Source organism: Formosa haliotis (genome assembly GCF_001685485.1).
Taxonomy (GTDB): domain Bacteria; phylum Bacteroidota; class Bacteroidia; order Flavobacteriales; family Flavobacteriaceae; genus Formosa; species Formosa haliotis.
Genome location: NZ_BDEL01000001.1, coordinates 3324673 through 3337971 on the forward strand (window position 1 = coordinate 3324673; position 13299 = coordinate 3337971).

Sequence of the window (13299 nt, forward strand, 5' to 3'; positions counted from 1 at the left end):
CATGAATATTAGTTTACAACGTTCACAGGTACTTCAAAAACCTTTAAGTGTTACTATTACGGGGTCTAAAAGTGAATCGAATAGATTACTTGTTTTACAAGCTTTATTCCCTAATATTACACTAGAAAATCTTTCAAATTCAGACGATACAGAAGTCATGCAAATGGCTTTAAAATCTACAGATGCTGTTATCGATATTCATCATGCAGGTACCACCATGCGGTTTCTTACAGCTTACTTTTCAAGTTCTGAAGGGAAATCTGTAACCTTAACGGGGTCGAAACGTATGAAAGAGCGGCCAATTAAAATTTTAGTCGATGCTTTGCGCGATCTTGGTGCCGATATTTCTTATGTTGAAAACGATGGCTATCCGCCAATACAAATTTCAGGTAAAAAACTTACCCAAAATCAAGTCACGTTAAAAGCAAATGTTAGTAGCCAATATATTTCTGCTTTAATGTTAATTGGTTCGTCTTTAGAGAATGGACTAGTACTGACTTTAGATGGAGAAATTACCTCTGTTCCGTATATTAAAATGACCTTAAATTTATTGCATCAATTAGGCATTGAAGCAGAATTTCAAGGCCAAACAATTTCTGTTCAGCCTAAAAAAGATCTTGTGGCCGGAACAGACTTTACCGTGGAAAGCGACTGGTCTTCGGCTTCATATTTTTTTAGTATTGTAGCCTTAAGTGCCGTGGGTAAAACAATTACCTTGTCGGCTTATAAGGAAACATCGTTACAAGGCGACTCTGTTTTAGCCTCAATTTATGAGCAGTTTGGTGTGCAAACAACTTTTGAAACTAATACGATTACACTTAAAAAAGTAAAAGCAGTTTCAAAAGAAACAGTAATTACTTTAGATTTAGTTAATGCACCAGATATTGCACAAACTATTGCTGTAACTTGTTTCGGACTAGGAATTGCTTGCGATTTATCTGGATTACATACTTTAAAAATTAAGGAAACCGACCGATTAGAAGCGCTTAAAACAGAGCTTGAAAAATTGGGAGGTACTGTTTTTATAACGGATAAAAGTTTAAAATTGGAACCTTCAGATAATATAGTAGAGAATGTTGCTATAGATACGTATAACGATCATAGAATGGCTATGGCTTTTGCTCCTTTGGCACTTAAAACAACCATGCGAGTAAACGACGCTGAGGTTGTGTCTAAATCGTATCCAGAATTTTGGAGCGATTTAAAAAATATTGGCTTTATAATTAACGAAGATTAATTGATGTCCATTTAAAAAGTACTGTAAATAAAAACGGATTGGCTATACCAATCCGTTTTTGCATTAAAAGAATTAAAACAAACTAATAAATCACAATTTATAAACTCTTACCCAATCAATAAATACCGAGCAAGGAAATTCTGCTTCTGAAACAATTGGTCCGCCGTAAGTGTAGTTTGAGCCACCAACACCTGCGCTTAAAATGGCGTACATGCTATGCTCGAAAGGATGCCATTCATCAAAATGGTTGGAGTATTCCGATACCGTTACGCGTTTTCCATTTATTGTTGTAACCGATTTTTGATCTTGTCCATCAACATGATGTCCGTCGCCATCATTGAAATAATGAATATGATACACATTGCCATCTACAAAAAATTCTAAGCGATCGTTAAACCAATCGATACCATAGGTGTGAAAACCAGCACTTCCAGCACGAAAATCGTCCTCTAATGGTGGGTAGTTTCCGTATTCCGGATCTGTAGGATTAGGGGTTTGCTTGGTTTCGTAATTATAATATCCGCCCAAATGCCCATGATTCCAGTCATGATATTCGTTGTTTTCCCATGCCCAAGCATAATGTACCGAGCCTAAATTGTTATACGGGATAGCGCCTGCATATTCCATAATATCGATTTCTCCGCCTTGTGGCCACATTAAATGATCTTGTCCTTTTGGAATCTCTTGTGGCATTAGCCAAAAGGCAAATCCTTGACCTTGGTGTCGAACGTCACGCCCGTAAACTCGTGACACAATACGATGTCCTGGTCCCCAAGAAGCCTTATTATGCGTACGAATTCTTCCGCTAGTATAATTTCTATCCATATAACTTTCTTTTCGTGTGGTAATGACTAAACATCCACCATCGGCACCTTTTATATCGTCCTGAAAACTTACATTTTCTTTTCGGTCTGTAGCATAATCCAATTGTCCAGTTCCCCAATCACCATTAATTCCTGTTCCTGTTTCGTAACTCCATTTGGTAGTGTCTAAAGTGCCAGAATTAAACTCGTCAGACCAAACCAATTCTCCTGCATTGTCGTAATTCTCATCCTCTGAAACAAAAACACGTATACTAATTTGTTTCGTTAACAGTTGGTTTCCATTTAAGGCACGGACTTCAATAGAATAGTCATTTGTTCCACCTTTTAAGAATTGGTGTAAAAAATAATTTGAATTGAAATTTTTGGTTTGATTTTCTATAACGATTTGATACGATGTTGCATTAACTGCCGAAATCTCAAATTCTACATTCCCGCTACCGTCGCCATAGGGAGTTGAATCGCTAAAACCTACAATATTAGTTTTTACCGAAAGATCTGACAATATTGGTTCTTTGGTGTCCTGCGAATCTGAATCGCTACACGAATGCATTATTAAAACCATGCCTAGAAAAAGAAGATCGAGAGGCCTCATAGTTCTAATTTTTAACAAACTCTAATTTTGAATATGCGTTAACGGTAGAATTACTGCCAATAAAAATATGGAAATCTCCAGCTTCTGTTTCCCACTTTTTATTTGCGGTAAAAAAGGACAATAATTCTGCGGTAATTTTAAAGCTTACTGTTTTAGTTTCTCCTGGTTTTAATTCTATTATTTCAAAACCTTTTAATTCCTTAATTGGGCGTGTTATGCTTCCTACCAAATCACGAATATATAGCTGAACAATTTCTTTTCCTTCTCGCTTTCCTATGTTTGTTATGTCTACTGAAGCCGTAACAGTTTCATTAGGATGAAATGAATTTGAAGATAGTTTTACTTCGGAATATTTAAATGAAGTATAACTCAGTCCGTAACCAAATGGAAACAATGCTTCGTTAGATACATCGTTATGATGTGAATAGGTAACTTCTTTATTAGCTGAAGGTCTTCCGGTATTTTTTTGATTATAATAAAAAGGTTCTTGCCCAACTGCTCTCGGAAAAGATACAGGTAGTTTTCCTGAAGGGTTGTCGTCTCCAAACAAGACATCGGCAACGGCATTTCCGTGCTCAGAACCTAAATGCCAAACCTCTAAAATGGCAGGTATATGGTCTGCCGCCCACGAAATTTCCATAGGTCTACCATTCATTAAAACCAATACAATATTTTTGTTAACGGCATAAACGGCTTCCAATAATTCTTGTTGTAATCCTGCAAAGCCAATGTTTGCCTGACTTCTGCCTTCCCCAGATTGAAAGGCATCTTCACCTAAAACCATAAGTACAACATCTGCATGTTTCGCTATAGTTATTGCCTCATTAAATCCTGAGGTATCGGTAGTGTTTAAAGTTAAGGGCGCTAAAAATGAACGTTCGCCAATAGATAAATCGGTGCCTTTTGCATAGCTGATATTCGCATTTTTGCCCATGGCATTTGTTATGCCTTCTAAAACGGATACAGCAGAATTTTTTTCACCTTGAGCTCTCCAATTTCCTATCGGGCTGTCTTTATCGTTTGCTAAAGGTCCGATTACTGCAATGTTTTTTGCTGTTTTACTTAAAGGTAAAAGGCTTTTCTCGTTTTTTAAAAGCACTATAGATTTTTTAGCGACATCTCTGGAAATAGCTAAATGCTCTTTGGTTAAAATATCTGTTTTTTCGCGTTTTGCATTACTATATCGGTAAGGGTCATCGAATAATCCAAGACGGAATTTTACACGAAGTACGCGTTTCACGGCATCATCAATCAACGCTATATCTAATCTGTTTTGTTCAACTAAGGTTTTTAATCCATCTTCGTAAACACGACCTTCCATATCCATATCACTACCTGCATGAATAGCAAGATTCGCTGCCTCTAATTTGTTTTTTGCTACACCATGAGGGATTAATTCAGCTATAGAGCCCCAGTCTGAAACCACAAAACCATCGAACCCCCATTCGCCTTTTAATAACGTACGTTGTAAATAGGAATTCGCAGTTGCTGGCTGTCCGTCAATTTCATTAAATGCATTCATAAAGGTGGCAACTCCGGCGTCGGAAGCTGCTTTGAAAGGCGGTAAAATAACATTTTGTAGCTCGTGTTCTCCAATATTTACAGTATTATAATCCCGGCCAGATTCTGCAAACCCATAACCTGCAAAATGTTTAGCGCAGGCAGCAATGGTATGGGGGTCGGATAAATCGTTTCCTTGAAAACCTTGAATTCTAGCAACCCCGATAGCGCTTGTTAAAAAAGGGTCTTCTCCAGAACCTTCCATTATTCGTCCCCAGCGGGCATCTCGAGAAACATCAATCATAGGAGCAAACGTCCAATGCAAACCTTCCGCAGATGCTTCTTTGGCCGCAATACTTGCACTCAGTTTCATGGCTTCTAAATCCCAACTGGCACTTTCTGCTAGCGGGGTGGGGAATATGGTTTTGTAGCCATGAATCACATCATAACCAAAAATTAAAGGGATTTTTAATCGAGAATGTTCCATAACTAAACTTTGGGCTTCTCGTGTGGCTTCAACCGTAAGGACATTTAACATGGATCCCACGTCTCCGTTTTTAAGTTTTTCTAACTTGGTTTTGTTATCAATATCTGATGGAATACCGGTAACATCCCAACTTCCGTTGTATTGATTTAGCTGGCCTATTTTTTCTTGTAAGGTCATTAACGATAAAACAGAGTCTACTTTATGCTCTAAAGTTGCTTCAATAATTGTATTATTTTGAGCGGTAGATTTACCTGTGAAAATTAAAAGTGCTAAAATGAAAAGCAATTTAGGTTGTAGATGTCGCATAGTTTCTATTTTAAACGTTAGGGGTTAGCATTCCAATTTTCTTAATATTATAAGTTGGATGTAACGAGTTTGTAATTAAATCTTTTAGCTGAGTTCGTTTGGGTAAAATTACCAATTACTCGTGTTAAATGGAGAAATAGTACCTATACAAAAATTATACAACTTGAAAAATGTCTATTAATTTACTTAAAAAAGAGCTAAGTATTGTAAGTTACAGTAGGGCTTAATCTTTTTTATTAAAGGCATAATACCTATATGATGTGGGAAAATCAAGGGATAGGATTACATCATCATAAATATAGGGATGTAGTGTTTATGATGTGGTGATTTTTACGATTAGCATAAGGTATGGAGAATATAAACACAGTTTTGTAGCATATTTTATGGTAAAGATGAGCTGAAAAAAATTAATTGTAGTGTTTTTTTGCGGAACATGTCTGTATAAAAAGGGTTAACTATTTAGTTTAATGCCGTATTTATAATCCATTTTGAACTATACGTTAAACCAAACAAATACATATGGATTATTAATAAAAAAAGGGAAGCCGAAGCCTCCCTTATATAAATGCATTGGACGATTAATTCCAGAACAAGCTATAAAGCATAACTAAAATAATCATCACGGCAAATGCTCCAATATTAAATGTCGGACTCGTTTTAAATGTTTCCTTTTTAATTTCAATACCCTTGGCGTCATCGGCTCCATTATGCTGAATTAAACTAGCAATTGCAATAACAATCATGGTCAAGATAAATGTGTATCCCATTTGATCCATAAAAGGGACATCTACAAAAAACGGACTTGTAGACCATTGGTGAGATGCAACTTTGAAATATAGCGCGATTGGAATGGATGCTAAGGCTCCAATAATAGCAGCTTTGTTTGTTGTTTTCTTCCAGAATAAACCTAAAATAAATACAGCTAAAATACCTGGACTTACAATTCCTGTATATTCTTGAATAAATTGAAACGCTTGGTCAATCCCTCCTAAAAGAGGCGCCATAATACATGCAATAACTAAAGCAACAGCTGCAGAAATTCTACCCATGTTTACAGTTTGCTTAGAACTCGCATTTTTATTGATGTATTGCTTGTAAATATCCATTGTATAAATGGTAGATGTCGAATTTAGCATCGATGCTAAAGACGATACTATCGCGGCTGCCAACGCGGCAAAAGCGACACCTTTTAATCCTGTTGGTAGAAATTGTAATAACCACGGGTAGGCTTTATCAGCTTGTTCTAGAGATGGCAAATTCTTTAATCCAGCTTCTCCCAAACTTGCTAAAATTTCAGGGTCGTTTACCATGACATAAGCTGCAATTCCTGGAATTACAACAATTAAAGGGATAATTAATTTTAAGAAAGCAGCTAGTAAAATACCTTTTTGTGCTTCTCTTAAAGATTTAGCAGCTAAAGTTCGTTGTATAATATATTGGTTGAATCCCCAATAGTATAAATTCGCAACCCACATACCTCCAACTAATACGCCAATTCCTGGTAAGTTTTTGTATTCCGGGTTCGATTTATCTAATATCATGGCAAAACGATCAGGCACTTCTTCGTATACAACTTTAAGTCCTTCCATCATACCATGTCCTCCAGAAACCGTATTTAATGCTAAGTAGGTTGTAGCAAGGCCTCCAAGGACTAAAAACACCACTTGAATCACGTCGGTCCAAGCAACTGCCGAGAGTCCACCATATAAGGAATAAGCAGCTGCAAACAGTGCTAAACCTATAACTCCATATATCATTGGTATTCCCATAATGGTTTCCAATGCTAATGAGCCTAAATATAATACCGAGGCTAAATTAACAAAAACATATAGGGCTATCCAGAATATGGCGAGTATGGTTTTTAAGTTTGTAGAATATCGTTTTTCAACGAATTCTGGAATGGTATATAACCCTTTTTCAATGAAAATAGGAAGAAAATATTTTCCAACTATTAGTAAAGTTAAAGCGGCCATCCATTCATAAGAAGCAATAGCCAGTCCGGAAGCGAAGCCAGATCCAGACATACCTATAAATTGTTCGGCAGAAATATTTGCAGCAATTAAAGAGGCCCCAATGGCCCACCATGGTAAAGATTTACCTGCTAGAAAATAATCTTCGGCATTTTTTTCATGTCCTTTTTTGTCTCTCGACATCCATAATCCTACACCTAAAATAAGGATAGCATACGCCACGAAGATGAAATAATCTAAAAATTCAAATTGAGTAGTCATAATTAGTTATTGGTTAGTTTGTTGTGTGGTAAATATAGCAAAATATCGTAAAAATTTATTTCAAGGGTGTCATTTGACTCGCTTTTGATGTCTATGTTGTTGTTTTTTAGTTATTTATGAAGGTAAAAATCTCAAATAAAAAATAAGCACAATTTAATACAACGTTTTCGAAACCTGCTTATTTTTAGGAATTCAATCAATAAAGGCAGAGTTCTTATCGATTAAATCAAAAAAACTGTATGTAAATTACTAAAATTACAATCTGTTTAAAAACTAATTTAATTATGAAAACTATATTCCATGAAATAAAGAAACCCTTAGTATTAATAATGATGTTATTTTTTTGTTTTTCATGTGCAACTATACCTAAAAATGCTAAGGCTGTATTAGGGTTCGAGAAATCTAAATATTTGGGAAAATGGTATGAAATCGCACGATTGGATTTTAAGTATGAAAAAAACTTAAATAATACCACAGCAGAATATTCATTAAATCCAGACCAGTCGATAAAGGTTGAAAACAAGGGCTATAATTATAAAAAGGAAAAATGGGAATCTTCAACCGGTCGAGCGAAATTTGTTGAAGCCGATTCCATAGCTAAACTTAAGGTCTCCTTTTTCGGTCCGTTTTATTCGGGCTATAATGTAATAGCTGTAGAAAACGATTATTCTTATGCTTTGGTTGCTGGAAAAAGTTTAGATTATTTATGGATTTTATCACGAGAAGAAACAATTCCCGAATCAATTAAAACCAAATTTCTAGAACAAGCCAAAACGATAGGTTACGATACAACCGATTTAATTTGGGTAGAACATAATAAATAATAAACCTATCATATTGTTGTTGTATTGTTATTTTTTTATTGAAGAATTTATAAACTTTTTGCATATTTACAGTATCGCTTAAATATTAATCAATAACGATAGAACAATATGAAAAAATTAGTTGCAGAATTTATAGGAACCATGTGGCTGGTATTAGGAGGTTGCGGTAGTGCTGTTTTAGCAGCCGGTTACCCAGAATTAGGGATTGGCTTTGTAGGAGTTGCCATGGCATTTGGATTAACAGTATTAACCATGGCGTATGCTATAGGACATATTTCAGGTTGTCATTTAAATCCGGCTGTTTCAATTGGTTTAGCCGTAGGTGGCAGATTCGATAAAAAAGAACTTGTACCTTATATCATAGCCCAAGTTCTTGGTGGTATTTTAGGAGCAGGAATTTTATATGCTATTGCATCGGGGAAAGCTGGTTTCGAACTTGGCGGATTTGCAGCCAATGGGTATGGCGAACATTCTCCAGACGGTTATAATATGATGTCGGCATTAGTTACCGAGGTGGTAATGACCTTTATGTTTTTAATAATAATTCTTGGTGCAACACACTCTAAGGCTCCAAAAGGATTTGGAGGTTTAGCCATTGGTTTAGGTTTAACATTAATTCACCTAATAAGTATCCCTGTTACTAATACATCTGTAAACCCTGCGCGTAGTACTAGTCAGGCTTTATTTGTGGGAGATTGGGCTTTGGGTCAATTGTGGTTGTTTTGGGTTGCACCAATAGTAGGAGCTATTTTGGCTGGACTAGTTTATAAATTTATTTCTCCAGAAAAAGTGTAGACTTTTGTAAGTGAAACTAACGTTGTTTTTATTTTGCAAATTATCTGATATTTAATATCTTAGAATACTAACTATTAAAAATTAAAATATGAGAAGTCTCCTTTGGCTTGTAGCCGTAATCTGTATTATAGTTTGGGTATTAGGTATGCTAGATATTGTACCCGGATTAGCAACAAGTAGTTTACTCCACATTCTTTTAGTTATTGCCATTATTGTAATTCTTTATAATATTATTTCAGGACGTAAACCACTTTAGGACTTAATTTTGTTATTCAAATAAAAATCTACTTTCAAGAACTAGTTTTGGGAGTAGATTTTTATTTTTACCTAAAATTCATAGTATTCAATATGGGAAAAAAGACTAATCACATTTCAAAAAGGATACAATCTTTTATAAGTAAACAGAACATGTTTTTTGTTGGAACTGCTGCCGATGAAGGTCGGGTAAACATTTCACCAAAGGGGATGGATAGTTTCCGAGTTATTAATAAAAATAAAATTATTTGGTTGAATCTTACTGGAAGCGGAAACGAAACGGCTGCTCATCTTTTAAAGCATAATAGAATGACAATAATGTTTTGTGCTTTCGAAGGGAATCCGCTTATCCTAAGACTTTATGGAACGGCTAAAATTTTTCATCCACGAGATAGTGAATTTAATACGTATATATCGCATTTTCCTACTACAGTAGGGGCGCGTCAGATTATTGAAATGGATGTGGATTTGGTGCAGACTTCTTGTGGCTTTGCAGTACCGCTTATGGAATATAAAGCAGATCGGGACACTCTTGTAGAGTGGTCTGAAGAGAAAGGGCAGAAGGGCATAGAAGAATATTGGATTGAAAAAAACTCGGAAAGCATAGATGGGTTTGAAACCAAAATTACTAATAACTAAAGTTTAGTATGACTACTCATCTCGCCATAGCGTACTCTAAAATACCAACGCCAAACACTGTTATTGAATATATTACCCAGAGTGATAATCCTTTGCTATCGGAATATAAGGGAAAACAGGGCACTTTTCTATCGAACGCTATTTTAGATGAATTTGTAAAAGCAGAATTACTTCACGATGAATATACCTTAACCCAAGACACTAAGCGTAAACTATTATCGCTTTCTAGTGGCGAACGTAAAAAAGCTTTTTTTGAATATGTGTTGCAAGACAAACCGGAGTTTTTAGTCGTTGTTAATCCATTTGATGCCTTAGACGTTGCTAATGTTGCCGAATTAAAAAAGCGTATCACGATCCTCTCGGAAACGATTCCTATCGTTCAATTTTTTAGTAGAAAAAACGATATTTTACCGTTCGTTCAGTTTGTTTTAAAGCTTAATGAGGATACGTTTAGCCTGCAGCCCATTACCGACTTTTTAGATGTTGAAGGGCGAAAACCAGATTTTCAGTTTAAGAATCCTATTCCGCAACCCATTTCGAAGCCTAATCGATCTTATCCTGCAATTTTAGTCGATTTAAAAAAAGTTAATGTTAGTTATAACGACAAACCTATTTTAAAAGATATAGATTGGACTATCAAAAAAGGTGAATTCTGGGAATTAAAAGGGGCAAACGGCACTGGAAAGTCTACCTTATTAACCATGATGATAGGCGATAATCCGAAAGCTTACGGGCAAGAGGTTTATTTATTTGGAAAGAAAAGGGGATCTGGAGAAACGGTTTGGGATATTAAACGCAACATGGGCTATTTTACGCCAAGCATGATGCATTTATTTAACGGGCAACATTCTGCTTTAAATATGATTATTTCAGGGTTAAAAGATAGTATCGGATTGTACCAAAAACCTACAGATTTAGAAGTCGATTTAGGAAAAAAATGGTTAAAACTAATAGGTTTAGATACCTTAAAAAATGAAAACTATTATTATTTATCTGAAACGAATAAGCGTTTAATTTTAATATGCCGGGCCATGATTAAACATCCGCCTTTAATTATCTTAGATGAGCCTACGGTTGGATTAGACGATACAGGAGCTTTGGTGTTTATTAATTTGGTTCAGAAAATTGCTAAAGAAAGTAAGACGTCTATTTTATATGTCTCTCATAAAACAGAAGCAGCTTTAAAACCCAAGCATGTATATCTTTTAGAAAAAACGAAAAACGGATCGATTGGTAAGATTGTTCAGCCTTAAATAGTAAGCGAAAAAATGTAAATGATAGAAAAAAACACAAGTAATTCGGTACACGTTCCAAAATATATTTTACCGCTTATAATCGTATCTCAATTTTGCTGTACATCACTTTGGTTTGCGGGAAATGGGGTCATGGATGCGCTAATAGAAACTAACCATTTAGAGGCTTCGGTATTAAGTTTTTTAACTTCGGCAGTACAGTTTGGTTTTATATTAGGGACCTTTGTTTTTGCTTTGTTTTCCATTTCAGATCGGTTTTCACCTTCAAAAGTTTTTATGATGAGTGCCATACTAGCGGCATGTTTCAATTGTGGGTTAGTATTAGAAAATCAACCGCTTATAATTTTACTTTTATTACGATTTTTTACGGGTTTTTTTCTTGCGGGTATCTACCCTGTAGGGATGAAAATCGCCGCCGATTATTACCATCAAGGATTAGGGAAAGCCTTGGGGTTTTTAGTAGGAGCATTAGTTTTGGGAACGGCTTTTCCACATCTTTTAAGTAATGTCTTGCAGCAATTTCCATGGCAAATGGTTATTTATACCACTTCGCTACTTTCGGTTTTAGGGGGAGTGCTTATTGTTTTGTTTGTTCCCGACGGACCGTTTCGGAAATCGAGCTCGAAGGTAGATGTAACTATTCTTTCTAAGCTGTTTAAAGACCGTGAATTTAAGGCTGCTGCCTTTGGTTATTTTGGTCATATGTGGGAGCTTTATGCCTTTTGGGCTTTTACACCTATACTTTTAAAAACGTATAATGTGTTGCATCCAGGAACCAATTTAAATATTGCATTGTATTCCTTTATCATTATAGCTAGTGGCACACTAAGTTGTTGTGTTAGCGGTATTATGTCGAAAATAAAAGGTTTAAAACGCTCTGCCTATTACATATTGTTAGCCTCAACCGTGTGTTGTTTGATATCTCCGTTTTTTTTCTACATTAATTCAGCTTCATTGTTTGTGCTGTTTTTAATATTTTGGGGTATGGTGGTTGTGGCCGATTCTCCATTGTTTTCAACTTTAGTAGCGTATAATACACGACCAGAAACCAAAGGAAGTGCTTTAACGATAGTGAATTGTATTGGGTTTTCTATTACTATTATTAGTATTCAGACCTTAGGATTTTTACAAACTATAATGCATCCTATGTTTATGTTTGTGTTTTTAGCGATTGGCCCAATATTAGGTTTAATAGCTTTAAATAAGAGTAAAGCTAGGTAATTATCCTTTTATTTATATTAAACTGAAATTATATGCGAATCCGATTTGTAAATTAATTTCAGTGCATTCCAGAATTACTATTTTTTTGAAGCATTCAACCTGCGAATCAATAATACAAATACAGCTAAATTGAATACAATAAGGACTAATCCTAGAATCTTAGGATTTGAGATCGTATACCAATTAAAAACTTGATTTAATCCGAATACGATTAAGCACAAACCTGATAGTAAAAGTAAGAGTGTCTCGCGTTTCATAAGAAAAAAAGTTATTAGTTGTCTTTTTTATAAACATGTGGATTTTCAACAATTCCTTTTTTGAATATTTTTCTGATATTCATTCTTAAAAAGGAATCTAATTTTAAAATCTGATTGGTTACAGTTTGTTCAGGACGGCCTCTAAAGGTCGTTACATGAAACCTGTCGGAAGGTTGAAGTGGTTGGTCTGAAAAATAATAATTAGATACACATTGCCTAGAGGCATTGGCAGTAACGGGACTTACCGAATGCCAAGACGCCTGGTGTGTGGCCATAACAATAAGCCGGTTGAATTTTGAATGTACAACAACTTGCTTCTTTTTAAGGCCGTTAGGCCAAAGTTCTAAGTGGCCGCCATTATCATCGTTCCAATTCGGACTTACATAAAATAATAAATTTAAAGCACGCCAACGGTTGCGCTCTATATCGTGAGAATTGTCGAGATGCGGGTTTAAAAATTGACCTTTATGCATGGCCGATAATCCTCCTGCATACAGTTTGTCATCGGGATATAAATCCTCTATTTTGCAGATGTCACAAATGTGCGATACTATAGTTTTGTCTTGAAACGCATAAATAGCTTCTTCTAAAATAGGGTGATACTTATTCATTTGAGCTGCGACATGTTTGTGTTCTCGCAAGCTCTTTTTAAGTGTCATGTCTTCTGGCGAAGGGAAATTTTTATGAATATCATTAACAATGTCTACCGGTAAAACATCATCTAAATAAAAATAGCCTATACCGTTTTTAGACGATTCGAATTGGTGCCTTAAGGACTCTTTTTCGGTATTTAGCCGTTCAGAAATTAAATCTGCTAAACTGTGTCTGTCTACCGTATTACTGTTCATTACTATAATTAATTAAGTCTTTTAAGGCTA

11 protein-coding genes are annotated in these 13299 nt (G+C 35.4%); 7 read left to right on the forward strand and 4 right to left on the reverse strand.

The genetic code is table 11. From position 1 onward, the window contains the following. Nucleotide 1: 1 nt before the first annotated feature. Nucleotides 2-1237 (forward strand): 3-phosphoshikimate 1-carboxyvinyltransferase, encoded by a 1236-nt coding sequence (locus A9D35_RS13915; RefSeq protein ID WP_066223984.1) that lies wholly within the window; start codon nt 2-4, stop codon nt 1235-1237. A gap of 90 nt (nt 1238-1327) precedes the next feature. On the opposite strand, the gene A9D35_RS13920 is transcribed toward A9D35_RS13915, so the two are convergent. The 3 genes from A9D35_RS13920 to A9D35_RS13930 form a co-directional block, all read right to left on the reverse strand. Then, nucleotides 1328-2653 carry a glycoside hydrolase family 16 protein gene (locus tag A9D35_RS13920; protein ID WP_218017742.1) on the reverse strand — a complete coding sequence of 442 codons (1326 nt, stop codon included), beginning with the start codon at nt 2651-2653 and terminating at the stop codon, nt 1328-1330. A 4-nt stretch (nt 2654-2657) separates the two neighbouring features. Further along, the gene (bglX, locus tag A9D35_RS13925) at nt 2658-4946 is read right to left on the reverse strand and encodes a beta-glucosidase BglX (protein ID WP_066223987.1); all 2289 of its coding nucleotides are present in this window, start codon (nt 4944-4946) and stop codon (nt 2658-2660) included. A 578-nt stretch (nt 4947-5524) separates the two neighbouring features. Further along, a complete protein-coding gene (locus tag A9D35_RS13930; RefSeq protein WP_066223989.1) occupies nt 5525-7177 on the reverse strand; it encodes a sodium/sugar symporter in 1653 nt (550 codons plus the stop codon). Between the two features lie 284 nt (nt 7178-7461). On the opposite strand from A9D35_RS13930, the gene A9D35_RS13935 reads away from it, so the two are divergent. The 6 genes from A9D35_RS13935 to A9D35_RS13955 all read left to right on the forward strand — a co-directional run bounded on the left by A9D35_RS13935 (nt 7462) and on the right by A9D35_RS13955 (nt 12164). Then, a complete protein-coding gene (locus tag A9D35_RS13935) occupies nt 7462-8001 on the forward strand; it encodes a lipocalin family protein (RefSeq protein ID WP_066223992.1) in 540 nt (179 codons plus the stop codon). A 108-nt stretch (nt 8002-8109) separates the two neighbouring features. Beyond that, on the forward strand, nt 8110-8796 hold the full coding sequence (gene aqpZ / locus A9D35_RS13940) for an aquaporin Z (RefSeq protein WP_066223993.1): 687 nt from the start codon (nt 8110-8112) through the stop codon (nt 8794-8796). A gap of 88 nt (nt 8797-8884) precedes the next feature. Beyond that, entirely contained in the window at nt 8885-9052 is a 168-nt protein-coding gene (locus A9D35_RS18590) for a lmo0937 family membrane protein (RefSeq protein WP_141675540.1), read from the forward strand. Nucleotides 9053-9144: 92 nt separating this feature from the next. Beyond that, nucleotides 9145-9690 (forward strand): pyridoxamine 5'-phosphate oxidase family protein, encoded by a 546-nt coding sequence (locus tag A9D35_RS13945; RefSeq protein ID WP_066223995.1) that lies wholly within the window; start codon nt 9145-9147, stop codon nt 9688-9690. An 8-nt stretch (nt 9691-9698) separates the two neighbouring features. Then, the gene (locus A9D35_RS13950; protein ID WP_066223997.1) at nt 9699-10943 is read left to right on the forward strand and encodes an ATP-binding cassette domain-containing protein; all 1245 of its coding nucleotides are present in this window, start codon (nt 9699-9701) and stop codon (nt 10941-10943) included. 21 nt (nt 10944-10964) lie between these two features. Then, nucleotides 10965-12164 (forward strand): MFS transporter, encoded by a 1200-nt coding sequence (locus A9D35_RS13955; RefSeq protein WP_066223999.1) that lies wholly within the window; start codon nt 10965-10967, stop codon nt 12162-12164. A gap of 271 nt (nt 12165-12435) precedes the next feature. Here A9D35_RS13955 and A9D35_RS13960 read toward each other — a convergent pair whose 3' ends face one another. Beyond that, nucleotides 12436-13269 (reverse strand): 2OG-Fe(II) oxygenase, encoded by an 834-nt coding sequence (locus A9D35_RS13960; RefSeq protein WP_066224001.1) that lies wholly within the window; start codon nt 13267-13269, stop codon nt 12436-12438. Between the last annotated feature and the right edge of the window lie 30 nt (nt 13270-13299).

Excerpts from the sequence above, each read along its gene's own strand:
- aqpZ (WP_066223993.1), top strand. The coding sequence starts at position 8,110 with ATGAAAAAATTAGTTGCAGAATTTATAGGAACCATGTGGCTGGTATTA.
- A9D35_RS13945 (WP_066223995.1), top strand. The coding sequence starts at position 9,145 with ATGGGAAAAAAGACTAATCACATTTCAAAAAGGATACAATCTTTTATA.
- A9D35_RS13915 (WP_066223984.1), top strand. The coding sequence starts at position 2 with ATGAATATTAGTTTACAACGTTCACAGGTACTTCAAAAACCTTTAAGT.
- A9D35_RS13955 (WP_066223999.1), top strand. The coding sequence starts at position 10,965 with ATGATAGAAAAAAACACAAGTAATTCGGTACACGTTCCAAAATATATT.
- A9D35_RS13935 (WP_066223992.1), top strand. The coding sequence starts at position 7,462 with ATGAAAACTATATTCCATGAAATAAAGAAACCCTTAGTATTAATAATG.
- A9D35_RS13960 (WP_066224001.1), bottom strand. The coding sequence starts at position 13,269 with ATGAACAGTAATACGGTAGACAGACACAGTTTAGCAGATTTAATTTCT.
- A9D35_RS18590 (WP_141675540.1), top strand. The coding sequence starts at position 8,885 with ATGAGAAGTCTCCTTTGGCTTGTAGCCGTAATCTGTATTATAGTTTGG.
- bglX (WP_066223987.1), bottom strand. The coding sequence starts at position 4,946 with ATGCGACATCTACAACCTAAATTGCTTTTCATTTTAGCACTTTTAATT.
- A9D35_RS13950 (WP_066223997.1), top strand. The coding sequence starts at position 9,699 with ATGACTACTCATCTCGCCATAGCGTACTCTAAAATACCAACGCCAAAC.
- A9D35_RS13920 (WP_218017742.1), bottom strand. The coding sequence starts at position 2,653 with ATGAGGCCTCTCGATCTTCTTTTTCTAGGCATGGTTTTAATAATGCAT.
- A9D35_RS13930 (WP_066223989.1), bottom strand. The coding sequence starts at position 7,177 with ATGACTACTCAATTTGAATTTTTAGATTATTTCATCTTCGTGGCGTAT.